21 protein-coding genes are annotated in these 25,115 nt (G+C 37.2%); 18 read left to right on the top strand and 3 right to left on the bottom strand.

From position 1 onward, the window contains the following. Window positions 1-12 precede the first annotated feature (12 nt). The 18 genes from ald (at window position 13) to HNP81_RS12710 (ending at window position 20,994) form a co-directional block, all read left to right on the top strand. Entirely contained in the window at window positions 13-1,146 is a 1,134-nt protein-coding gene (ald, locus tag HNP81_RS12795) for an alanine dehydrogenase (RefSeq protein ID WP_182502868.1), read from the top strand. Between the two features lie 243 nt (window positions 1,147-1,389). Next, window positions 1,390-2,748: an aminotransferase gene (locus HNP81_RS12790; protein WP_182502867.1), complete on the top strand. Its 1,359-nt coding sequence runs from the start codon at window positions 1,390-1,392 to the stop codon at window positions 2,746-2,748. Between the two features lie 256 nt (window positions 2,749-3,004). Then, on the top strand, window positions 3,005-3,982 hold the full coding sequence (locus HNP81_RS12785; protein ID WP_246399340.1) for a YeiH family protein: 978 nt from the start codon (window positions 3,005-3,007) through the stop codon (window positions 3,980-3,982). 349 nt (window positions 3,983-4,331) lie between these two features. Continuing rightward, window positions 4,332-5,042: a GntR family transcriptional regulator gene (locus tag HNP81_RS12780; RefSeq protein WP_182502865.1), complete on the top strand. Its 711-nt coding sequence runs from the start codon at window positions 4,332-4,334 to the stop codon at window positions 5,040-5,042. Between the two features lie 739 nt (window positions 5,043-5,781). Further along, window positions 5,782-6,402, top strand: coding sequence for a YitT family protein (locus tag HNP81_RS12775; protein WP_182502864.1), 621 nt, complete (start codon window positions 5,782-5,784; stop codon window positions 6,400-6,402). 463 nt (window positions 6,403-6,865) lie between these two features. After that, window positions 6,866-7,891 (top strand): TRAP transporter substrate-binding protein, encoded by a 1,026-nt coding sequence (locus tag HNP81_RS12770; RefSeq protein WP_182502863.1) that lies wholly within the window; start codon window positions 6,866-6,868, stop codon window positions 7,889-7,891. 36 nt (window positions 7,892-7,927) lie between these two features. Next, window positions 7,928-8,482, top strand: a complete 555-nt coding sequence (locus HNP81_RS12765; protein ID WP_028391689.1) for a TRAP transporter small permease — start codon at window positions 7,928-7,930, stop codon at window positions 8,480-8,482. After that, window positions 8,479-9,753 carry a TRAP transporter large permease subunit gene (locus tag HNP81_RS12760; RefSeq protein WP_182502862.1) on the top strand — a complete coding sequence of 425 codons (1,275 nt, stop codon included), beginning with the start codon at window positions 8,479-8,481 and terminating at the stop codon, window positions 9,751-9,753. Before HNP81_RS12765 ends, HNP81_RS12760 begins: the two co-directional genes overlap by 4 nt. A 58-nt stretch (window positions 9,754-9,811) precedes the next feature. Further along, entirely contained in the window at window positions 9,812-10,858 is a 1,047-nt protein-coding gene (locus HNP81_RS12755; protein ID WP_182502861.1) for a TRAP transporter substrate-binding protein, read from the top strand. Between the two features lie 126 nt (window positions 10,859-10,984). Then, window positions 10,985-13,216, top strand: coding sequence for a dihydroxy-acid dehydratase domain-containing protein (locus tag HNP81_RS12750; protein ID WP_182502860.1), 2,232 nt, complete (start codon window positions 10,985-10,987; stop codon window positions 13,214-13,216). 32 nt (window positions 13,217-13,248) lie between these two features. Then, window positions 13,249-14,016: an IclR family transcriptional regulator gene (locus HNP81_RS12745; protein WP_028391685.1), complete on the top strand. Its 768-nt coding sequence runs from the start codon at window positions 13,249-13,251 to the stop codon at window positions 14,014-14,016. 35 nt (window positions 14,017-14,051) lie between these two features. Beyond that, complete coding sequence (locus HNP81_RS12740) at window positions 14,052-14,939, top strand: fumarylacetoacetate hydrolase family protein (RefSeq protein ID WP_182502859.1); 888 nt, start codon at window positions 14,052-14,054, stop codon at window positions 14,937-14,939. Between the two features lie 355 nt (window positions 14,940-15,294). Then, window positions 15,295-16,206 carry a dihydrodipicolinate synthase family protein gene (locus HNP81_RS12735; RefSeq protein WP_182502858.1) on the top strand — a complete coding sequence of 304 codons (912 nt, stop codon included), beginning with the start codon at window positions 15,295-15,297 and terminating at the stop codon, window positions 16,204-16,206. A 188-nt stretch (window positions 16,207-16,394) separates the two neighbouring features. After that, on the top strand, window positions 16,395-17,354 hold the full coding sequence (locus tag HNP81_RS12730; protein WP_182502857.1) for a C-terminal binding protein: 960 nt from the start codon (window positions 16,395-16,397) through the stop codon (window positions 17,352-17,354). A 351-nt stretch (window positions 17,355-17,705) separates the two neighbouring features. Next, the gene (locus tag HNP81_RS12725; protein ID WP_376766748.1) at window positions 17,706-18,467 is read left to right on the top strand and encodes a methionine ABC transporter ATP-binding protein; all 762 of its coding nucleotides are present in this window, start codon (window positions 17,706-17,708) and stop codon (window positions 18,465-18,467) included. Then, window positions 18,460-19,122, top strand: a complete 663-nt coding sequence (locus HNP81_RS12720; protein ID WP_028391681.1) for a methionine ABC transporter permease — start codon at window positions 18,460-18,462, stop codon at window positions 19,120-19,122. The genes HNP81_RS12725 and HNP81_RS12720 overlap by 8 nt, the downstream gene beginning before the upstream one ends. A gap of 316 nt (window positions 19,123-19,438) precedes the next feature. After that, window positions 19,439-20,251 carry a MetQ/NlpA family ABC transporter substrate-binding protein gene (locus tag HNP81_RS12715; protein WP_182502855.1) on the top strand — a complete coding sequence of 271 codons (813 nt, stop codon included), beginning with the start codon at window positions 19,439-19,441 and terminating at the stop codon, window positions 20,249-20,251. A 575-nt stretch (window positions 20,252-20,826) separates the two neighbouring features. Continuing rightward, window positions 20,827-20,994: a hypothetical protein gene (locus HNP81_RS12710; protein WP_154664006.1), complete on the top strand. Its 168-nt coding sequence runs from the start codon at window positions 20,827-20,829 to the stop codon at window positions 20,992-20,994. A 201-nt stretch (window positions 20,995-21,195) separates the two neighbouring features. Here the strand turns inward: HNP81_RS12710 and HNP81_RS12705 are convergent, their stop codons facing one another. The 3 genes from HNP81_RS12705 to HNP81_RS12695 form a co-directional block, all read right to left on the bottom strand. Beyond that, window positions 21,196-22,101 (bottom strand): AEC family transporter, encoded by a 906-nt coding sequence (locus tag HNP81_RS12705; RefSeq protein ID WP_028391679.1) that lies wholly within the window; start codon window positions 22,099-22,101, stop codon window positions 21,196-21,198. 319 nt (window positions 22,102-22,420) lie between these two features. Continuing rightward, window positions 22,421-23,638, bottom strand: a complete 1,218-nt coding sequence (locus HNP81_RS12700; RefSeq protein ID WP_182502854.1) for an MFS transporter — start codon at window positions 23,636-23,638, stop codon at window positions 22,421-22,423. A gap of 26 nt (window positions 23,639-23,664) precedes the next feature. Continuing rightward, window positions 23,665-24,528, bottom strand: a complete 864-nt coding sequence (locus HNP81_RS12695; RefSeq protein ID WP_182502853.1) for a TetR/AcrR family transcriptional regulator — start codon at window positions 24,526-24,528, stop codon at window positions 23,665-23,667. Window positions 24,529-25,115: the final 587 nt, after the last annotated feature.

Raw genomic sequence — 25,115 nt, 5'->3', positions numbered from 1 at the left:
TGAGTGATAGAGATGATTATAGGTGTTCCAAAAGAAATTAAAGATAGTGAGAATCGCGTAGGTATGACCCCTGCAGGTGTAACGACATTCAGAAATAGTGGACATGAGATTTGGATTGAAAAAGGTGCTGGAATAAACAGTGGATTTACAGATGAAGAATATCTCCAATCAGGAGCTAAAATCGTAGAATCTGCAGAGCAATCCTGGTTAGCTGATATGGTCATAAAAGTAAAAGAACCCCTTCCAGCTGAATATAAATTTTTTCGAGATGGATTAATTCTCTATACCTATCTCCATTTAGCGGCAGAACCAGAGTTAACTCAAGCCCTAATAGATAATAATGTAGTAGCAATTGCTTATGAAACTATTCAATTAGAAAATGGATCCCTACCATTATTGACGCCGATGAGTGAAGTAGCGGGACGTATGTCCATTCAGATTGGCGCCCAATTTTTAGAAAAACCAAAGGGTGGAAAAGGAGTTTTAATTGGTGGTGTCCCAGGTGTATCCCCTGCTGAAGTCGTGATTATTGGCGGCGGAATTGTCGGAACGAATGCAGCTAAAATGGCACTTGGATTAGGTGCAAGTGTCACCTTGATCGATATTAATGCAAATCGTCTCCGTCAATTGGATGACCAATTTCAAGGCAGGTTAAAAACATTGGTGTCCAACAGCTTAAGCATTGCCCAAGCGGTGAAAAAGGCAGATTTACTAATAGGTGCGGTTCTAATTCCTGGAGCTCGTGCTCCACGTTTAGTAACTGAAGAAATGGTAAAAGACATGCAGAAAGGTTCTGTTATTGTTGATGTAGCCGTTGATCAAGGTGGCTCGATCGAAACTATTGATCGAATTACGACACATAATAGCCCAACATATGTAAAGCATGGTGTTGTTCATTATGCAGTTGCTAACATGCCAGGGGCTGTATCACGTACTTCTACAATCGCCTTAACGAATGCAACTGTGCCTTATGGGGTAGAAATTGCAACGAAAGGATACAGGCAGGCTGCCCTTGATAATAAGCCTTTAGCTAAAGGGATTAATGTTGTCCATGGAAAGGTAACATATGAAGCTGTGGCCATTGCTCATGGTCACAATTATCATACTCTTGACTCTGCTATTTCCAAGGATCCTGTTACGACATAGAAACTAAATGATTTCCGTATGAAGGACAAGGGGACGGGACTTCACGGCTTACTAATACAGCTATTCTTCTTGGTAGATATACTTTTTAACATTTAGAATGTACCTTGAAATTCGGCTTAGCAGCGCCACCATTGGGAATTAAGTGAGTGTAGCGTACTCTATGATTAATTCTCATGGTAAATGGTGGGGTTTTAACCCCTTATTTATTTTGTATAGTAATAAATTTTTGAGGAGGGCTCTATATTGAAGGTAGAAACTGAAACGAAGGACCTCGTACAAATGGATAAAGATCATTTATGGCATGCGATGCATCGGTATAGCGAAAAGGCAACTCCTATGATTGCTGCGGAAGGCAAAGGCTCTTGGTTTACCGATACAAAAGGTGATAAATATTTGGATGGAGTATCAGGATTATGGTGCTTGAATCTAGGGCATGGTCGAAAGGAAATTGCTCAAGCAGCTTATGAACAAATGATGAATTTATCATATTTCCCACTTACCTTAAGCCATAAACCTGCTATTGAACTATCTTATAAAATAAGTGAACTTCTAAAAGGATCCTATACGACCTTTTTTGCAAACAGTGGCTCTGAAGCTAATGAAACGGCTTTTAAGATTGCTCGGCAATACCATTCTCAAAATGGCAACCCGGGAAAATATAAATTTATATCCAGATATCGAGCCTATCACGGAAATACCTTTGCTGCATTAAGCGCAACCGCTCAGGCAAATCGAAGAGTAAAGTACGATCCAGCCGTTCCGGGCTTTCTCCATGTGCCACCACCTTATAGTTATCGAAGCCCATTTGGAGAAAATGTTGAGAATTCTGACTTGTTAGCAGCAGAGTATATAGACCAGGTTATTAATTTTGAAGGTTCTGAAACGGTAGCTGGCGTGATTCTTGAACCATTCATTTCTGGAGGGGGAGTACTTATCCCTTCCAAGGAATACTTGACAAGAGTAGCAGAAATTTGTAAGAAGCACGATGTTCTTTTAATTGTAGATGAAGTGGTTTCAGGTTTTGGAAGGACTGGTAAGATGTTTGGATTTATGCACTCAGAAGGGGTTCAACCTGATATTGTCACAATGGCGAAAGGTTTAACAAGCGGCTACCTCCCTTTGGGAGCAACAGCTGTGAACTCTAAGATTTATGAGAAATTCAAGGAGAATGGAAAATTAAACCATTTTAGACATGTTTCTACGTACGGAGGTCATCCTGCATCTTGTGCTGTTGCCCTCAAAAATATTGAAATAATAGAAAACGAAGAGATTGTTAAACGGGTATCAGAACTTAGTAAATCCACTTTGAGTGAACTCTTTGAGTTAACTGCTCTTAATAAAGTAGGAGAAGTGCGCGGGATTGGGTTCTTATATGGAATTGAATTAGTAGAGGATAAAAAATCAAAAGCACCTGTTTCTGACGAGTTTATGGGAAGGGTTATAGGGGCTTGTAAAGAAAAAGGACTGATTATTGGCCGGAACGGTGATACTGTTCCTGGATTTGGGAATGTATTAATCATTGCACCTCCACTTTCTTCCACAGTTGAAGATTTACGCTTTGTCATAGAAACTGTAAAAGCTGTTTTGCATGAATTTTGTTAACAAAATAAGCTTGAATCACTCATATAAATAATCTATTTCACACTTAAAATAGCATGGGTATGATTCGTCTGGATATTTCGGAAATCATGCCCGTATTTTTATTATAAGATGGTAAAGCAAATGTTAATACAGCGGTAGAGAGGGGGAAGAAAGGCAAATGGAATTAGAAAAATATAAGCATCGTGAGGAAATGAATGAGGGGACCGAAATCGAATATTCCAACTTACCTGGTAAACAAAAGAAATCGAGTTTACTAATGTGGATAAGCGGCATTGCTTTTACATTTTTTATCGCTCTCTTAGGTTTAGGATTGTCGAAAATTACTGGGTTTGATCGGATAGGTCCGCTAGCATGTTCAATAATTATTGCGATCATGTATCGGCAAATTGCTGGATATCCAGAGAAATTCCGTCGCGGTATTGAATTTTCAGCTAAAAAACTCCTTCGATTTGCTATCATTTTATATGGTTTGAAATTAAACATTGACGTAATTTTTAATCAGGGCTTGCCTTTGTTGGTTCGTGATATAGGAACAGTGGTTTTGGCTATTATAGTAATGGTTCTGCTTGCGAAATGGTTAAAAGCTGACGCTTCGATTTCCCTTCTTCTTGCAGTAGGAACTGGGGTGTGCGGTGCAGCTGCCATCGCGGCGATATCTCCTATTGTGAAAGCAAAAGAAGAAGACACTGCCATAGGGGTTGGGATCATCGCTTTAATCGGCACCCTTTTTTCTATTGTTTACACTTTGTTACGGCCGATCCTTCCTATGTCTGCTTTGGATTACGGTATATGGTCAGGAGTCAGCCTACATGAAATTGCTCATGTCGCTTTGGCAGGGGCTCCTGCGGGTGAGAATGCTCTTGCCATTGCTCTACTTGCAAAATTAGGACGCGTCTTCTTACTAATCCCATTATGTTTTATATTTATGTTTTGGATGAAGAGACGCTCCTCGGAAAAATCGGGTTTAGAAGCTAAAGTCGATTTTCCATGGTTCCTCATAGGCTTTATTATTATGAGTTTAATAGGAAGTTATATACTAGGGACGTATATTCCCGTGTCCCAGATTGTTATGGAAGGTGTATCTACTACTAGTACATTTATTTTGACGATGGCGATGATTGGCTTAGGTCTTAATGTTAGTTTCCAGGCACTTCGTACAAAAGCTATGCGTCCTCTTGTGGCCGTAACCATTACCTCTTTGCTCCTTTCTGTCATCACGTTCTTCATTATCTAAAGAGAGAAAAATGAAAACCTAGGCAGTAGCATCTTCATTGCTTCTTATTAACTCAAAGGACGATTGTAAATCTTGCATAAGACACATACATTTTGTTTCAAGAAGAGAGATGTGGTCTGGCTCTTTATTAACCAATCTGATTGTAATAGTAGTTGGTTATAAAGTGGTTGCTGTTATCATTTTTTTAGAACCGTTTTCCATTGTATGTAAATGAAGGGAAATAGAGACGGATGTTTACCCTAGTTGATTAGGAATTGAAAAAAAAGTCTGTTTGAATATTATTAAAATTTCGCTTATACTAATGGAACTGATACGAACATCACTATGTTTTTTGTTTGGAGGAATTTTTATGGAGTTAGACTTTAATAATCCAATTCCATTACATGCTCAATTAAAAAATATTTTAGAGGATCAAATTTTACAAGGGTATTATAAGGACAAAATCCCGAGTGAAAGAGAACTTATGGATATGTATTCTGTTAGCAGGAGCACTGTAAGAGAAGCGGTTTCTATTTTAGTTCGCGAGGGAATATTAGAAAAAAGGCATGGAAAGGGAACTTTTGTATCACTTAAACCTGTACAAGAATGGCTTAAAATGATTAGTTTTACTGAGACTACCAAAAAAATGGGGATAAAATTACTAAATCATGGACCTGTATCCACTCCTGAAAATATAGCAGATGCACATGGATTTGAGGATGAGTCTTTCTATATTAAGAGATTAAGGTTACAGGATGATATACCAATTGCGATTGAATTGCATTATTACCCTATAGAGCTTGGCCAAAAAATCGCAGAATTTGATTTAAGTACGACTGTTTTATACGATGCTCTCGAAGGTGAACTCAACATTGACTTTTGCGAAGCAGAACAAATCATTACATGCGGCTTTCCATCAAAGGAAGATGCGGACCATTTAGGTGTAACCGATACAATGTGCTTATTAATAACAGAACGTATGATTTTTGACTCTGATGGAAACATGGTGGAATACTATAAAGGGTTATTTCGATCAGATATGTACTCATTTAATATGAAAATGTCTCGGAAAAACAACTAACGATCTTATCAAGTGTCAAACAAGTTCATGTATTACCGACCACATTAAATAATCCAAGTCTTTCTATGTTTGTAGGAAGGCTTGGATTATTTGCTTCCTAAATCCTTAAGTTTAATCTGATCCTATAGCCCCAAGTATGTTCATTCTTTTTTACTTGTAATAAAGAAAAATTTTACAGGCTACAATTAATATTAATGTAAATGATGTTCACAACTTATATATATAACTTTATAAAATGAAAAATGAAATGACCTCAATTGATCTCCTATCCACTTAGAATTGCTCTAGAATCCGTAGTTTACTTCGATATTTAGAAAACTGAACAGAAAGTTGTAAACATGAAAACGATTGTTGCCCTTATTCGAACCTTCCATTCTTTAAGATTCTACATACTTCTTTCGAGTGAAATCGTACCAATGTAATCCAAAAGACATACAGAAGAAATCAATAATGAAGATCAAAGCTTAAATACTTATTTCATATATCAGCTATAAACGAGCTGAAGAAAATCGACATTAAGATTACCGAATTGACACAATATCATCTCATTTTAACCATTTAATTCATTTTTGGGCCATTGAAATGCCGAAGATTAAAAGTAACTAGAACGAACCGGAATATATACAATTACAGTTGAATTGTGCTTCTACACCAGTTCTCAGTTATAGAAATTAAGAAGACAAAACTTCAAATTACTTATTTTGATGCTATTTGTTTGAACAGAAAGGTGGCCAATTTAATGAGGGATATTATTAAAATTATTGTAGGAAATATTTCGATGACTATTGCCTATGCTTACTTAATCGTACCAAATGAAATTATTAATGGTGGTGTGACGAGTTCTGCCTTACTATTAAATGCGTTATCTGGGTATAACATTGCTATGCTTGCTAATTTTGTAACAGGGCTTTTATTAATCATCTGTTTAATTTTCCTGGGAAAAGAATACTTCTTTAAATCGATAGTAAGTAGCATTTGTTACATGCTGTTTTTTAATCTTTTTTATTCATTGAATATAAGTATAGATATAAATATCGTAATAGTGATTCTCATTTCATCGATTTTGATCGCAATAGGCTACTATTTATGTATAACAGCTAATGCATCTACTGTTGGCTTTGATGTAATAGCGCTAATTTTAAATTATAAAAATAAAAAGATAGATATAGCAGTAACCATAAGAATTATTAACCTTATTGTTTTATCACTTGGTTTGCTCGTTTATGGTTATAATTCCATTATTAAGGGTGTTGCTTTTACGTTAATCTTTTCATTCCTATTAAAGAAAATGCTAAAAAGAAAACAGAAGAGTGTAATGATAGAGAAAACGGAAGAGAGTCGGAAAATAAACCTAAAGTGAAGACATAGTACCTGTCTCGTCGATGCTTTTTTTTTTGGAAATAATGTTTAATTATACTGAAAATTATAACTGAGTGGCAAGTAAATGGTCATTCTTCCTGGTAACATCTTAAATTGAAGGTTCATCACTAGTTGGAGCAGTATGGTCACAATAGAAATGACTCATAGAATATCAATAAATACAATACATAAAATCTAGCTACTGTAAGTATTAGTTGACATAATAAGGATAAAAAAGATAAAAAAAGCTGACAACATCTAAAATCTGTTTTTGCAATTATTTAAAAATTCTAAAAATGTTTTGACAATGATGAGAAACGATATATAATAAATTTAAGTTTAAATTTCAAAACGATGTTTTATATTATAAAACAACTAACTAGTGGATATTCAACATTGCTTAATGTTGAGATAACGGAAGGATATAATGACAGCGTTTACAAAAAACAAAGAGGAGGATTTAAATGAAAAAAGGAAAAGTGTTTGGACTTGCTTCAAGTGTGACAATTGCAGCGTCATTACTTCTTACAGGCTGTGGAAACGAGGGTGAAAAAACCAGTGGAACTGGAAATGAAACGAAAACGATTAAAGTAGCTCACTATTTTGCTGAAAATCATCCTCAAAATATCGCTTTAAAAGAAAAATTTAAAAAGATCGTTGAAGAGGAAAGTGATGGACAACTTAAAGTTCAAATTTATGCGAATAGTACGCTAGGTGCCGAACAAGAATTTTATGACGGGGTGAGAAATGGCACAATAGAAATGGGTGTTCCAGGACTGATCATGCAAGCAGATATTCCCAAAATGGGAGTTCCGGAATGGCCGTTTCTGTTTAAAGACTTTGACCATGTAAAGACAGTCCTTAACGGCCCTATTGGCGAAGAACTAACTGAAGATTTAGAGTCTAAACATGGTGTAAAGCCACTAGCATGGAGTGCAAATGGGTTTAGAATGTTTTCTAGTAATCAACCAATTCAGAGTTTGAAAGATTTCAAAGGTCTCAGACTAAGAATGCCAAACATCCCAAACTATATTAAGCTTGGTGATTCTCTTGGGACAAACGTTAGTCCATTACCTATTTCTGAAGTATTTTCAGCACTTGAACAACATGTAGTCGATGCTCAAGATAATCCTATTGCTACTTTGAGATCCTCTGGTTGGTATGAAGTTCAAAGTGACGTACTTGAATCTAAACATATGTTTAGTCCTAATATTTATGTGATTAACCATAAATTCTGGGAGCGACTTTCAGCAGAACAACAAGATATTATTGAAAGGGCATCAAAGGAAGCGGCAGCATATGAATTTGAGCTATTAGAGGAAAGTTATGAAGAAGATAAAAAGTTTTTAGAAGAACATGGAATCAAGTTTACCAAACCTAGTGAAAGTTTTGTAACAGATATGGAAGAGGCCTCAAAACCTTTATATAACGAAATATTTAAAAAGAATGATTGGGCAAAAGAACTGTTTGAAAAGATTAAAGCAGAGTAATGGAATAATAATATTTATTTGGATGGAGGAAGAAGTGTGAACAAAATCTCAAGAATTTTGGAAAATGTCTTGAATATTATTATGGTCTCTGCTTTAGCTTTAATGGTGATCCTTGTTTTTGGAAATGTCATTCTCCGCTATTTTTTTAACTCAGGTATAACGTGGTCAGAGGAAATGTCGCGATATTTATTCGTATGGCTTACATTTTTCGGTGCAATAGGAGCTTACAAAAATAAAGAACATCTTGGCGTAGACTTAGTAGTTAGACGACTGCCGAGAGGGGCAAAGAAATTTGTGAACGTAATTAGTGATTTGATTATTCTGTACATCCTGTATCTAATTTTAGATGGAAGCTGGAAGATGACACTGATGAATATGGATAGTGTAACGCCTGCAATTGGTATGTCGCTTTCACTCGTCTATGGAACTGGTATTTTAGTAGGCGTATCTATGGGGGTCATTACTCTTCATAATCTTTATAGAATCTTATTTAATAAAGTGACTGACGAGGAATTAAACCCGGTTAGCGAATCTGAAGAAATATTAAGTATGCATGCTGCTAGTATAGAAAAGGAGGAAATACAAGGATGATTGGAGTATTTGTTGGATCTTTACTTGGAGCAATGGGTCTAGGGATTCCAATTGCCTTTGCTTTATTAGTCAGTAGTGTAGCTTTAATGTTTTTTCTAGGCATATATGATAGTCAAATTATTGCGCAAAACTTAATAAATGGCGCGAATAATTTTCCACTTATGGCCATCCCATTCTTCATGTTGGCAGGGGAGTTAATGAATGCTGGTGGTTTGTCTAAACGTATTGTTACCATGGCCATGACAATGGTTGGCCATATTAGAGGGGGACTAGGATATGTTGCAATAATAGCGAGTATTTTATTCGCAAGTTTATCTGGGTCCGCTGTTGCAGATACGGCAGCTTTAGGGGCGATCTTAGTTCCGATGATGGTTAAAAGTGGCTATAATATTAACCGCTCGAGTGGTTTAATCGCAGCTGGTGGAATTATAGCGCCAATTATCCCACCAAGTATTGGCTTTATCGTATTCGGTGTAGCCAGTGGTGTTTCAATAACAAAATTATTTATGGCTGGTATTGTTCCAGGAATTTTACTTGGTGTTGGTTTAACGGTAGCGTGGACAATCATAGCACGTAAAGAAAATGTACAAGTTCAACCACGGAAATCGCTAAGTGAAATACTTCGATCACTACGCCAAGGAATATGGGCACTCTTTCTTCCGGTTATTATTATTGGCGGATTGAGAGGTGGATTGTTCACACCTACAGAAGCAGCAGTAGTCGCTGCAGTTTATGCATTATTTGTTGGAGTCGTGATCTATAGAGAAATAAAAATCAAAGATTTATATAATGTGTTTGTGAATGCAGCAAAAATGACCAGTGTTGTTATGTTTCTAGTCGCTGCAGCTCTTGTATCATCTTGGCTAATAACTGTTGCGAATTTGCCTACTCAATTAATTAGCGTATTAGAACCATTTATGGATCGGCCAATGTTATTGACGTTTATGATTGTTTTCTTAGTCATAATTATTGGAACATCAATGGATATGACGCCAGCCATCTTAATCCTTACACCTGTATTAATACCAATTATTACACAAGCAGGGATCGATCCAGTTTATTTTGGTGTTGTATTTATCCTTACTACTGCAATTGGTTTATTAACACCTCCAGTTGGTACCGTTTTAAATGTTATCTGCGGGATAAGTAAAATTAGTATGGAAGATATCATGAAAGGAATTTGGCCATTTTTACTAGTAGAAGTCATAGTATTAATTCTATTAATTTTATTTCCTTCTATTATATTGGTCCCTCTGGGATGGTTTACGTAAATTAAAGTAAAATTTTTAAAAAATAATTGTAAGGAAAAAAGAATGAGGGGGAAGAGATATGAATAAGTGGTTGAAACGAACGGTAATGGCGATGGTACTCCCGAGTATGCTAGTTATAAGTGGTTGTGGTGCAGATAGTACAAAGTCAGGAGGAAAAGTGAAAGAAGGCATACAGACAAGGACGATTAAAGCAGGGATTGGCAACAGTGAAAGTCATCCACAAGGTCAAGGGATGGTTAAATTTAAAGAGTTGGTTGAGGAAAAAAGTGGAGGGAAAATAAAAGTGCAAAATTATTTTGACGCCACTCTTGGAGATGACCTGAAAATGACGGAAGCCCTACAGGCAGGGATGCAAGAAATCACTGTACCATCGACTTCCCCTTTAGTTGGTATCATACCGGAATATGGGATTTACGATTTTCCATTTGTATTTAAAGAGGAGGAAGAAGCATATGCTGTACTCGATGGAAAAATAGGACAAACACTTTTAGACAAATTACCAGAGCACGGCCTAATCGGACTTGGATATTGGGAAAATGGATTCCGTCAACTGACCAATAGTAAACACCCAGTCGAAACAGCAGATGATTTTAAAGGACTAAAAATTAGGACGATGCAAAACGAGGTTCATTTAGATGCTTTTAATGAACTCGGAGCAAACCCTACACCAATGGCGTTCTCTGAAGTGTTTACTGCGCTTGAAAGTAAGTCAGTAGACGGACAAGAAAATCCACTAGCTACAATTGTTACTCAAAAATATGATGAGGTTCAATCCTATTTAAGTCTTACCAATCATGTGTACACACCATTCATATTATTGGTTAGCAAAAAATTCTGGGACGGCTTATCCGAAGAAGAACAAAATATTCTTCAAGAAAGTGCACAAGAGGCAAGAGATTATCAACGCAAGGTAAACCGTAAAGATAATGAGCTTGCCATTAAGAAGTTAGAAGAAGCTGGGATGAAAATTAATGAAGTATCTGAACAAGAGATGGAAAACATGAAAGAAATTATCCAACCAGTAACTGACAAATATGCAAAAAAGTTTGGAAAAGATCTTGTAGAAGAAATGAAGGCAGAAGTAGAGAAAGTTAGAGCGAATTAATTAGCTTAAAAGCCCGATTGGTTCAACTAACAATCAGTGGGGGATGAAGAAAACCCCCACTGATTAAGTTTCGCTTTATTACCATTAAATAAAATGTCTTCCGAAATAGTGAAGAGGGGTGCTAAAATGACTTACTTATATCCACTTATTGATAATGATGTAAACCCTTACCGAGATAATGTACAGGGAAAAGCAAATGAACCGATTACGGTTGCCGGTCTACTGGACCGCGCAAAGCTAACCCTTGGTTCTACATATGAAGGTGGCAAGCCTGACTGGACGTTGGAAGAAATTTATCTGCGACTAGAGCGGAATGCGCCGCGTATCGCGATAATTGGTGGCTCATCGGATCACCCAGCACATATTATGGATTATCAAACGTCTGCTAGGGCAGCGATTCGCATTTGGCAAAATGGTGGAGTACCGTTTTACTTCTCGACACCGGTTATGTGTGATGGAACTGCACAAAGTAATCAAGGGATGAGTTACTCATTGCAAAGCAGAAACGCTGTTGCGCAAATGGTCGTCAATCAGATTGAGGCACACAGCTACCATGGCGCATTCGTTATTCAAGGATGTGATAAGCAGCCACTTGGAGTTGTAAGCGCGCTTGCACATGTTGATCGTGTACGTCGTGACCGGGGGGAAGCACCTTTTTTCGCAACATTCGCACCTGCTCACGTGTTAGAAGGCGGCTCAATTCCAGATGACGTGATTAAAGAATTGGAAGCGCTGGCGAAAAAAGCAGAAAGTGAAGGCGCTGCGGATATAGCGGTTGATTTGCGAGATACGATGGCGTACATTTTGCAATGTTCATCCAATACAGCGTTTCAAGGCGTGTTTGAGCGAGCGTATGAACGTGGTATTTTGACGAAAGAACAACATAAATATTTTGAAATGCGCTTAGCTGTTGCAACATGTGATGGTCAAGGCGGCGTATGTGCCTTTAACGGAACAGGCAATAGTTCACGCCATTTAGTCGCAGGAATGGGACTCGTTCATCCAGCGGTTGAGTTATTGACAGATCCACCAACACAACGTCAGATTAATGCCGTTCTCGACAGCTTTGCTCTGATGATCAATGACGAAAAATATGGGGTCGCAAATATTGTAGCGGCGAATATTAAAAATGCAATTCGGATCCACAGTGCGTCTGGTGGCTCAACAAACTTGATGATGCATATTGTCGCAGGAATGTTATATGCTGGATACAAATTCAGCTTATGGGATCTGGATCGTATTCATCATGAGCACCCGATTCCTGACTTGTTTGATTATAGTTTGACAGAAGGACGAGATATTTACTCGTTGGCGATGCAGTGTTGTAGTGGAACGAGTCGTGGTATGGAAACGCTCTTTTATGAATTGCTTGAAAATGGTGTACCGATGGATCAAGATGCACCGACAGTTGCAGCGAAGACGTGGAAAGAGCGCCTGGTTATTACACGCAGTTTGCAAGCGGTTCATGTTAAAGAAAATCCGGTTATTTTATCTACACCGCGTCGCGCATTTAGCGGAGTCGATGTATTACAAGGAAACTTTTTTGAAAGCGCCGTTGTGAAAATTAGTGGTATGCAAACGCCTCAGCTTGAACAGTTCGATGACAAGCTTGCGTTCGTGCTTTATTTTGAAAATGAAGAAGAGGCGAATCGGAGTCTGCTAGATACAAGTTTACTTTCCCAAATTAAAGAACAAAAGTTGTTCTCACACGAGCTTCTGCTCGCGACACTTAAGTACAACAATGAGCAAGAATGGCTGCGTTTAAAAGATGCTTCATATGATGAATTGTTCGATGTGATGTCAGAAGAAGGAATATTGAAAATTGCGGTCATTATCGTGGGCCAAGGTCCAGTTGCTTTTGGTATGCCAGAGATGTTCACTCCCATGCAATATATTAACGCGAACCGGGTGATGAAAAAATTAGCCGCAATTATAAGTGATGGTCGCTATTCTGGTGTTACATATGGAGCTGCAATAGGTCATATGACACCTGAAGCATATGAAGATGGAGGCATCGGTTTTCTTGAGACGGGTGATGTTGTTCATCTGCAGTTACGCGGACGACGCATTGATTTTGTCAATCCAGAAAAACTTCAAAAAGGTGAAGTCGTTCATGATTTCTCGGATAGCGTGAAAGAAGAAAGACGCCAAATTGTGAAAGATCGTAAACAGCGAATGAAATCCCGTCAAAAAATGGTCGCTGCGAGTAATCGGATGTACGGTCACACCGATGCTGCAAAAGGTGTCGTGCCATTGGCGGTTTTAGAAGATGCCGTGCTTGATTATGAACAAGATGTGATACTTCAATCAGAAAATTCAGGAATAAAACAGGGCGCTCACTCAAAAAGTCGGGTATGATTAGACTAAATGAAGATTAGGAGTGAAGTACTATGCCCATTATTCAATCTGTGGAGCGCGCACTAAAAATATTAGATTTATTTGATGAGCGCGACCGTGAGTTAACGATTACTGAAATTAGCAAACGAATGAACTTGCATAAAAGCACCGTTCATTCATTATTAAAAACTTTGCGAGAACAGCGTTACATTGCACAAAATGAAGAGAATGAAAAATATTCTCTTGGGCTGAAGTTGTTTGAGAGAGGTAATATGGTCGCAAGTCATCTCGATTTACGTAATGTTGCAAGAAAACATCTTGAAACGCTGTCACAAATCACAAATTTAACGACTCACTTAGTTATATTAGACGGCCAGGAAGGTTTATACGTTGATAAAGTAGAAGGGAGTGGTGTAACTGTTTTATATTCCCGCATCGGCCGTCGTATACCAATTCACACGAGCGCTGTCGGGAAATCACTTGTCGCTACAAAAACAGACGGTGAATTAAATCAACTTCTAGAAGGCTATAAATATACGAAACAAACAGAAAAATCAATTAGCTCTAAAGAAGAGTTTTTAACGGAAATTGAACAAGTCCGCATCAATGGGTATTCAATAGATAATGAAGAAAATGAACCAGGGATTGTTTGTTTTGCTGTACCTGTCAAAGATTATTCAAGTAAAGTGGTTGCAGCAGTTAGCATGTCAATGCCAGCATCCAAGGTTAATGACGAAACGAATAAATATTATGTTGAACTATTAAAAGAGTGCTGCGATAAAATTTCTAAAGATCTCGGATATGGATATCAAAAAATATAAAAAATGACTACGTGTCAATCAGGAGGAATGGAAACATGAGAATTATTCGCTATGTAAAAGAAAATGGTAAACAACTAGCAGCTGTTACGAATGAAAATGAAGTATTTGATATTCCGTATGAAGATTTTATGTCGTTGATTGAAGCGGCACGAAGTAAAAACAAAACTGCGTTTGATATTATAAAACAAATTGCTGAAGTTGCCGAAAAACAACCGATAGATAGTCTTCAATTAACAACACCGATTGATGCACCGGAAGTATGGGCGGCAGGCGTGACGTACAAAAAAAGCAAAGAAGCACGAAACTATGAAGCAACACAAGGTAAGCTCGACCGTGATACGTTTTATGATAAAGTGTACGATGCAAAACGTCCAGAAATATTCTTCAAATCAACAGCTGCCAGAACTGTGGGTCCGAATGATCCTGTTTACTTGCGCTCTGATTCTAACTGGCAAATTCCAGAGCCTGAGCTTGGACTTGTAATTGATAGAGATGGTACAGTACTCGGTTATACTGCTGGAAACGACATGAGCTGCCGTGACATAGAAGGGGAGAATCCGCTTTATTTGCCTCAGGCAAAAGTATGGAAAAATTCATGCTCAATTGGTCCTGCTATTCTGTTAAAAGAAGCAGTGAGTGATCCGTATGAATTAAAAATTATTTGCCGTATTTACCGCAACGACGAAAAAGTATTTGATGGTGAAGCGCAGGTTAACCAGTTAAAACGGAAACTGGATGAGCTCGTACATTACTTAGTTCTTGATAACGAAATTTTTGACGGAACGGTTCTGCTCACTGGGACATGTGTCGTTCCACCAAATGAATTTACTTTAAACGACAACGACCGAATTGAAATTGAAATTCCGGGAATTGGTATCTTACAAAACCCAGTCGTCCAAAGTAAAACCGTACAAACCATTTAATAGCTAATAAAATGAGCGAATACAGTCAAGAAATATTCGTGTCAGCTATCGTTTAATTAAGGAACGATTCTGAATTAGCAATGAAAAATCTTTATAGTCGTTTATGAAAAAGGGACTTTGGCATAACGGAAAAAACTATTAAGAAATTCGAACAGGTGTCGAATGTAGTTGATATGCGAGACTCCTGCTTAGAGAAGCGTGTTGAGGGAGACCGAGCAAGTACGAAGCACTTGAAGGCTCCCGAGACCGTAGCCAGTATCTGTAACGGAAATAAGCCCAGGATAGTTGTGTGAAAATTATTTAAAAGCAATATAGTATACGAAAACAGCCTTTTAAAAAAAGAAGGAGGAAATCAATGACTTTTCATGGAATTATTCCACCGATTGTCACACTGTTTGACGAAGCAGGGAATTTAGATTTAGCGTTGAACAGAAGGTATATTGATCAATTGATTTCACGGAATATTGACGGTATTCTGTTAATGGGGAGTTCAGGAGAGTTCTCATCACTTACAACAGAAGAGCGTAAATTATACGTCAGGGAAATGATTAAGCATATTAATGGACGTGTGCCTGTTATGGTTGGCGTCGGGCATACTGTATTAAAAGAAGTACTTGAATTAACATCTTATGCAGAAGAGCACGGGGCTGACGGTGTCCTCGTCGTTAACCCATATTATTGGAAGCTGTCAGATGAGCAATTATTCCGTTATTATTCCATCGTCGCGAATCATACAAAACTGCAAGTGTTTATTTATAATATTCCGCTATTAACCGGACAGAATTTATCAGTCGACCTGATAAAAAAATTAGCAGAAGCTTATTCAAACATTGCTGGTATTAAAGAAACTGTCAGTGACTTCGGTCACATTCGTCAAGTGCAAACAGAAGTGAAAAAAGTGCGAAGTGACTTCAGTGTCTTTTCTGCATTCGATGAGCATATGCTCCCAGCGCTAATGATTGGCATAACTGGCAGTATTAATGGAAGTGCTGCCTTCATTCCGGAAATATCTGTTGATTTATATAAATCGTATCAAAGCGGTGATCTAGCTGAAGCTCAGAAAAATCATCAAAAGATTTCAAAGCTAATGGATGTGTACACATATGGACCGACATTTTTTTCAGCCATGAAAGAAGCCGTTCATCAGCGCTGGTTTGATGTGGCAGCTGGGCATCGTGCTCCTTGTGACATCATTTCGGATGATTTGCGTGATAATGTAGCATCTCTTTTAAGAAATAATGCAATAAATGAAGGCGTCCAATCATGAGCAAAAACATGCGACTTGCTCGAACAAATAAGCTAACGACTATCAGAAGGTCGGTTGTACAAAAAAAACTATATAAAAAATGTTGAAGTAATGGCAGAGCTTAAAGTAGAAATCATTCTGAAACAAAACATAGTGTCAAATTGTTTGTTTTAGGAATTTCTACGATATTATTGAAGGAGTGAAACCAAATGGCTTTTAAAGTATTATTAACTGATTATGAATTTGAGAATTTACAATATGAAGAAGCCGTGTTTCAAGAAAGTGGATTGGATATTGAATTCATTAAAGCACAATGCGAAACAGAAAAAGATGTTATCGCCCAAGCGAAAGAAGCAGACGCAATTCTAAATCAATACGCTCCTATCTCTCGCCACGTTATCGAGTCACTTGAAAACACGAAAATCATTTCCCGCTACGGTGTTGGGGTTAATACGATTGATCTCGATGCTGCGAAAGAAAAAGGGATTACTGTCACCAATGTACCGGACTATGGCATGGAAGAAGTATCAAATCATGCATTGGCGCTTTTGCTTTCATGGGCGCGTAAAGTGACGTTACTAAACAATGAAGTGAAAAAAGGCAACTGGGACTTTAAAGCATCTGTGCCGATTCATCGCTTTAATAAACAAACGATTGGTGTTCTCGGCTTTGGCCGTATTCCGCGCCGTTTCATTGAAAAAGTGAAACCGCTCGGCTTTAAAACTGTTGCATATGATCCATTCGTAACAGAGGAAGAAATGACTGCTGTGGGCGTTCACAAAATGGAGCTTGACGATATTATTTCAATAGCCGATTATTTGTCAATACACGTACCACTTAATAAAGATACGTTCCATCTCATTAACGACGAGCGGCTTAATCAAATGAAGAGAAACGCAGTCATCATTAATACAGCACGAGGACCGATAATCGATGAAAAAGCTCTTATTGATGCATTAGAAAAAGGAATTATTGCAGGTGCCGCATTAGATGTGACAGAAGTAGAGCCAGTCACAAGCGAAAGCCCGCTCCTCAATATGGACAATGTCATCATTACACCGCATAGTGCCTGGTATTCAGAGGAAGCGATGATTGAACTGCGTCAAAAAGCAGCCAAAAACATCGTTCACGTCTTAAGCGGTGAAAAATCACCATATGCGTTGACTTAAGAATGGGGCAAATGTTTTCTGCTCTTGTCACTCGCTACATAAAATTAAAATCGCAAATATAGTTAACTTTATCAATATTGCGAAGAAGATTAACATTTTTTTCCAAAAGAGGCTATCCCATAATGAAGGGTCAGACAACATCACTACTATATCGTTTAAATGACGTGTATATGACACGGTAAACGGTTATAGACTGATGAGATCAGACCTTTGGGAGTTGCCTCTTTTTTGCCATTATTTGAGGGATGCCCGAGGAACTATGAAGGGAGTGACATCTCATGCAACAAAGGCTATAATAATTTGGATAGGGATTTTACATAGGAATCAGATGGTTAGAAAGGAATATGCATGGTGATATCTTTACAAAATATAAGCAAAAGCTATCAGCAGCACCAATCAATTTTACAAGCCGTTCACTCGGTTTCGCTAAATATCGACAAAGGCGAAATACATGGAGTGATCGGTGCGAGCGGTGCGGGTAAATCTACACTGCTTCGTTTAATGAATGTGCTGGAAACTCCAGATCAAGGAACAATTGTGGTTAATAATCAAACGTTAACGACGCTACCAAACCGTAAACTTCGCGAAGCAAGACGATCGATTGGCATGATTTTTCAGCATTTTAATCTTGTTTCGAATAAAACGGTATTTGATAATGTTGCAGTACCACTTGAACTAACAGGCTACTCAAAAAAAGCTAAGGTAGATCGTGTCAATGAATGTTTGAAATTTGTTGGCCTTGAGCATAAAGCCGAGCAATATCCGGCACAATTAAGCGGTGGACAAAAGCAGAGGGTTGCAATTGCAAGAGCGCTTGCAAACAGGCCAGCTGTTTTATTATGTGATGAGCCAACTTCTGCTTTAGATCCACAGACAACAGCAGGCATTCTAGACGTATTGAAGACCGTGAATCAAGAATTTGGTGTCACGATTGTCATTGTCAGTCATGAAATGGATGTTGTGCGGAGTATTTGCGATAAAGTAACAGTTATGGATGGCGGAAAAATACTCGAAACAGTTTCAATTGAAACAGAGCCGTATATGATTCCTGACAATGATCCAAAATGGTTCCTTGAGCAATTAACTGAAAAAGAGAGGAATTCGAATGCCTGACATTATTTTAAAGTATCAAGCTGAAATTTGGCAGTCAATCGGGGAAACATTTGTGATGGTTGGTCTATCCATTGCTTTTGCTCTTTTAGTCGGATTACCTGTCGGAACATTACTGTATCTTTGTCGAAAAGGACAATTGCTAGAAAATAGATCGATATATTCTGGACTAAACATATTTGTCAATATTGTTCGGTCGTTTCCGTTCTTATTGCTTGTCGTATTCTTAATTCCTTTTACAAGATTTATTGTCGGAACAGCAATCGGTACAATGGCAGCTACTGTCCCACTTTCTATTGTGGCAATTGCTTATTATTCTAGATTAGTAGAACAGGCTTTGCTTGAAATTCCGCGTGGTATTATTGAGTCTGCGGTTTCAATGGGTGCTTCAGTCTTAGAAATTATTTTTAAGTTTTTGTTCGTGGAAGCACGTTCAAGCCTTGTACTCGGATTAACAACTTCAACGATTAGTTTTATCTCTTATTCAACTGTAATGGGGATTGTCGGCGGGGGCGGTGTTGGTGATTTTGCGATTCGCTATGGCTACCAGCGATTTGAAACCGAGTTAATGATTTATATAATCGTTATGATGATTATCTTTGTCCAAGCTATTCAGTTTACTGGCACAACCATCGCCAAAAAATTAGATAAAAAATAAAAGGAAATTTTTCATCGGGGGGGATGTTCGTCATCCCCACTTAATAGTTCGCCTTAATCTAGGATTGCTAACTTGAAAAGCAACAGTACGAAATAATCGAATATAGAAGAAAGTATTTCTTCCTGAGGTAACGTCTGTGTGGCTTTAATCCTGTGGACCTCAACTAAATCTCTACTTACACATCATTTCGCTATATCGCACCAAACAAAGGATATGGGCTGCTTATCCCACTTTACTCAAAGTTCCCAGAAATTCGAAGAAGGTGTAAGGCAGCTTGTAAACTAGGATAACATAATAGATTGAGAGGTAATCAACAATGAAAAGACTCATTATGCTATTAGCCTTAGCTATGTTCGTATTGTCCGGCTGTAGTGACAATGCCGAATCTACTCCTGAAGAAAAGAAACAAGTGGACTTAAAAGTTGCTTCATTGATTCCACCTATGACGGATATATTAGAAATTGCTAAGCCTTTAATGAAAGAAGAAGGAATTAATCTAGAAATCGTCGTGTTAGGCGATAATATTCAACCAAATAACGCTCTTGCTAACAAGGAAGTTGATGCTAACTTCTTCCAACATAAGCCTTTTATGGAGCAGTATAATGAAAGCAATGGAACAGAACTAGTACGAGTAGAACCAATTTATCACGCTATTTTTGGAGCTTATTCAAAGAAATATAAAACAATGGATGAATTGCCAGAAGGTGCAACAATCGCGATACCGAATGATCAAATAAATTTAGCTCGTTCACTTGTTATGTTTGCTGATCAAGGAATTATCAAGTTAAAAGACGGTGTGGGTCTTAAAGCAACCCAAGCAGATATCGTTGAAAATGTGAAAAACTACAAGTTTAAAGAGGTAGACTTACTTATGCTTGCTAGGATGATGGACGATGCTGATCTCGTTACATTGTACCCATCTTATGCCGAGCCGCTAGGCTTAAAACCAAGTAAAGATGCTGTGATTACAGAAAATGTGAACTCGACATTTGCTATCTCTTTAGTTGCTCGCAAAGACAATGCTAAATCAGAGGCCATTCAATTATTAGCAGAAAAAATGACAGGACCTGAAGTAAAGAAATTTTTAGAAGAAAATTTTGCAGATACATCTTTACCAGCATTTGACTAATTGTAATTATCACATTTTTTTATGAAAATGTCCCACACTGTATCCATCGTTTACTAGGTTATATTAGCGATGGATACGAAGTGTTGGGATTTTTTATATGATATTTAACGAGCAGTAAGCCCTCGAACTAAAAGCTAGTGGGGAACAAAGGAACGAGTAGGGAGAAACTTTACTGTGAAGGTCCGATTAGTAAGATACAGTAGTAAGTAGAGGTTTAGTTGAGATCCATAGTTTGTGATCGATAAATCGGATTCGTAGCTTTCCGATTTATCGATACGAAATCGTGAAGAACGATCTTAACAACCAGTGGGATGAGAAACTCTTTTTTTGCATTTACAGATTGTTAATTTGAGATATTTTTCACAAATTGTTCATAGCTTTTTGTAAGCGTTTGTATTATAATAATCTCATAAAGAAAACGTTTACTTTTAAGTGAACACAACTTTTAGTAAGTAGATGAGTGTATCTTTGGTAATGGATGTAAACGCATACATTATTTTTATAAAAATAACATAAACTTTAAGAGTGTAATTAAAACTCAACTAATAAAATAGACATCAAAGGAGGACTACATCATGAAAGATTATATTTTTATCTTAGATAACCAAATAGAAGCAGAAGAAATAATTATAGAAGCTAGTGGAATGATGGACGCATTTATGAAGGCAAAGGAATTGCAAAGAAAGAGGAAAATCGATAAAAAATCAAATGTAAACTTACTATTTAAAGGGATTAGTTATTAATTTAACTTTAGTGATAACACAGTAGTGAATCGGTTAATATTACGATATTCTCTGAATAGCGAAGCGACAAATTTTGGAACGTTTTATTAATACCTAAATTTGTCGCCTCACGGTTAAGCTTTATCTATACAATTACTTTTCTTAGTTTTATTGCAATAACATCCTTTAAAAATATCAATTGCTTGCTTTGTAATTTTCTATTTAAAGAATAAAGTTAGCAAAGACATATAATATGATCATACTATTGACAATACAAATATTCGCTAAAGTACCAATTAAGCGATGAGTAGGGTATTTAAATTCATGAGCAAAAGACAAAACTGATAGTCCGACTGGTAGTAATAATGCAATTAAGATAGTGGATCGGAACATTTGATCGAATGGAAGTAAAAAGTAAAAGGCCAAGCCAAATACAAGCCCAAAACCATATCGGAAAAGGACATATTTAATAGTTGGTCTTAAATATTGTTTTTCAAAATTGAAGTTTAAATATAAACCTAATAGTATGAGCGATAAAGGCAAGTTCGCTTTAGATATAATTGTAGCTAAATCAATGAATCCACTTGGCAAATGGATATTGCTGAAACTTAAAATACCCGCAATAATGTATGTCATTAATGGAACGGATTTGCTGAATTTTTTTACGACTCCAAGTGGTTTCAGGACTAGTCCTTCTTTTGAGTAATAGCTTCCCGCTATATAAGAAAGTCCAAAGACAATAAGAGAATTTCCTATATCGAACATTCCGAAATAAATGAGACCTTTTGCGCCCCAAATCGCTTCAACGAGTGGGAAGGCAAATAAGCCTACATTATATCCTGTAGCCATCATCATTAATGTTCCTTTAAGCATCCTCTCTTCTTTTCTAAATACAAAAAAAGCGAGAAAAATAGAAATAAACCCAATTATAAACGCTATTACAGGTAACATGATTAATGAAGGTTCAATTTTAACAGAATCAAGAGAAACAATAACGAGAGCAGGTAAGGTAATATTAAATATAATTCTAGAAATAGTTTCTCCATCTTTTTCTTTTAATAGATTAATACGTTTTAATAGATAACCAATACAAATGATGATTATTATATAGAGAAATTGTTGATTCATACTTGGTGATCTCCTCTGAATGTAGTTAAGAAAAATATATCATACTATTATAGTATTTATATACCTACAGATTTTAAAAAGATTTCTTACGTTTAAAATAAAGAAGATCTGTAACTTCTTTAGCAAAATTTTTTCATTCAAAAACCACTCGAATCTCTAGCCTTATGGCGAGACTTGAGTGGTTTTTTGATGCATACTTTAACCCTGCCAACGGGCAGTAAGACTAAGCATACTAAAAGAAAATAGGTGGGGACCAACTGCCCGTATAGGTCCGATTGGTTCATCTAAACCTTTGAAGACCACTAAGGGAAGTTTCACTTTATCTAGCTGAGCTCGTATGATTGGCTGTTCTTAATTGTTGTTTCTTTTTCTCACCGTTTGCCCATTTGATGCAAATAAGTAACGTCACAATGATGATAATTGCACCAAAAATATAAGGGAGCCCCATGTTTATATCAAATAGTGCGCCAGCAAGTGCAGGGCCGACCATGTTGCCGATACTCATATAAGCATTGTTCATACCAGCTGCAAAACCTTGTTCGCTTCCAGCCATTTTTGATACGGTCGTATTGATAGCAGGACGAACCAAAGATGTCGCGATAAAGAAAAAGGTGGATACAATCAATACAGAGACAAAACCAGTTGCAAACAAAAGACTGATTAAGGAAATCGCCGTTACGACAAGCATTGAATTCATAACGCGCACTTCACCAAATCGATGAAGTACTCGATCGAGAACAAACGCCTGAACGATGACCCCAATCGAACCGCCAACGACCATTAACATGGATATATCAAATGGACTGAACCCAAATTTTACATCTGTAAATAAGCTGATGGTTGACTGGTAATTTGCCAATCCGAATGAAAGAGTAAACATCATGAGTAGAAGGATGAAATACGGTTTTTTTACGGAAACAGCCAATTGATTGATTAGTGAAGTTCGTTTTGCTGGTTGTTCGGATATGGCTGAACGGGTTGGTTCTTTCAAGAAAAAGAGGGACAAAATTACGGCAATAGCGGCAACAGCTCCTGCAATGAAAAATGGCGCTTTCACTCCAAAAGCAGCTAAAAAGCCCCCAATACCAGGGCCGACAACGAACCCTAGTGACATCGAAGCTCCTAGACGTCCCATTCCTTTAGCCCGGTTCTCTACAGTTGTTATATCTGCTACAAAGGCCATCATGGATGGAATTAAAAAGGCTGCCCCCATCCCTCCAATCGCCCGTGAAATAAAGAGCAGGATGAGCTGTTGAGAAAAAGCAAAGATAAATTGCGATAAAGAAAAAAGAATCAAACCGAATACTATAATTTTCTTTCTGCCAAACCGGTCAGACAAATCACCGGCAATAGGCGAAAAGATAAATTGGGCTAAAGCGAATGTAGCAATTAAGAAACCAAAGGTTTTCCCGCCAGCTCCAAAATCATGGATAATCGTCGGCATAATCGGAATAACGAGTCCGATTCCTGTCATGACGATAAACATATTGGCCATCAATATGAGAAGGGGAAACTGTTGTAAAGTTTTTTTGGACATATATGAACCTGCTTTCTTTATACGTTCTATTTATTTAATGTGGTAATAGGCATTTGATTTATCGTTTTTTCCAGCTCTGTTGCAAGCTCGAAAAGGGTACTGCTTGCTTTCAAATTGTGGATCATTCCTGATAAAACAGCGGCACGTGGTTTTATTTCTAAAAGTTCTTTTTCTAAAATGTCCACAGATTCAATAAGAATATCTTCTGTAAAAGAGGCGATCGCTTCTTTCATTTTCCTGACAATATATAGTGGGTGAGTAGTTTCTTTTGGCTGTGATTGCAAAGGCGAGGTGATAAAAAACGGGTTAGGTTTTTTATCGATGAATGTGTGAACAATCGCATCAAGTTGGAGAAATAGAAAACGAGCAAGCTCATTAAGGTCACACTTCTTTCCATGCTCAATAATCCCTCGTACATAAGTAATTAACATACCTTTTAAAGTGGCCGTTAAATCGGTCGCATATGGTGCTACTTCTTGCCCAAAGACTAGCACGATACCTTTTTCTGTTTTTTGGAGCAGTTTGGTATGTTCTTGGTGTACAAATTGATTGAGTGATGGGTCTTCAAGCCCTCTAACTTCATTCATTTGCATTTTAAAAAACTCGTGAAATTCACAGTAATGTCGAAGTCGAATAGCAATTTCACGAATAAAGGCTTCTTTGGCTGAATCAACTTTCGTTTCTTCTGCAGCCATTTGTTGACTTAGCACATGATAATAATATGAAAAAATCTCCGACAAGAGTTCTTCTTTTGATTTGAAATGAGTATATAAGCTTCCTTTGGAGACTCCGCAAACGTCAGCAATTTGCTGCATGGAAGTTTGGTGAAAGCTTGTTTTTGAAAAAAGTTTCATTGCAGCGATTAATATTTTTCGTTTCTTTTCGTTCATCCCGCACCCCTATTAACCATTTGGTTTTTGAATTGACCAATTGGTCATCTCTTATTAAATTCTAACACATATCTCAAACACTTTCACCTGAATATTTTCGTATAGCGAAATTTTTAACACACATAATTTTCGTCATACAGAGAAGTTCTTGTTTATCATGATCAGTCTAAGGGAACAATCCAATCATGCGAGAAGTGATCAGTAATGGTGATAATTAGCTTAGTTTTTTATGAAGGTAGTGGGAACGGAGCTTCGCGACTTACAAATTAAAATAATCTACTTTCCCGGAAATACTTACTATATTAAGAAAGTATCCCCAAATCGGGCTCGGCACCGCCGCCATTTTGATTAGGCGAGTGTAGCGTTCTTCTTGATAGATCTTTCATATTAACGTCATATTAGTTTTGTATTGAAAATGAAAGTTGGAGAAATAATAAAAAAAGGAGCTGATTCATACCATTCACCAGATTTTGAACATGGATTTATCATTATAAATACTATTGAATAAATATAAAAATGTGTTAAAATACATTACAGTGCATGAATATTGAAAGAGAAAATTATATTTTCCTATAATAAATGTATGG

Source organism: Peribacillus huizhouensis (genome assembly GCF_014138605.1).
Lineage (GTDB): Bacteria > Bacillota > Bacilli > Bacillales > DSM-1321 > Peribacillus > Peribacillus huizhouensis.
This window is presented reverse-complemented; position numbering and strand designations above follow the sequence as displayed.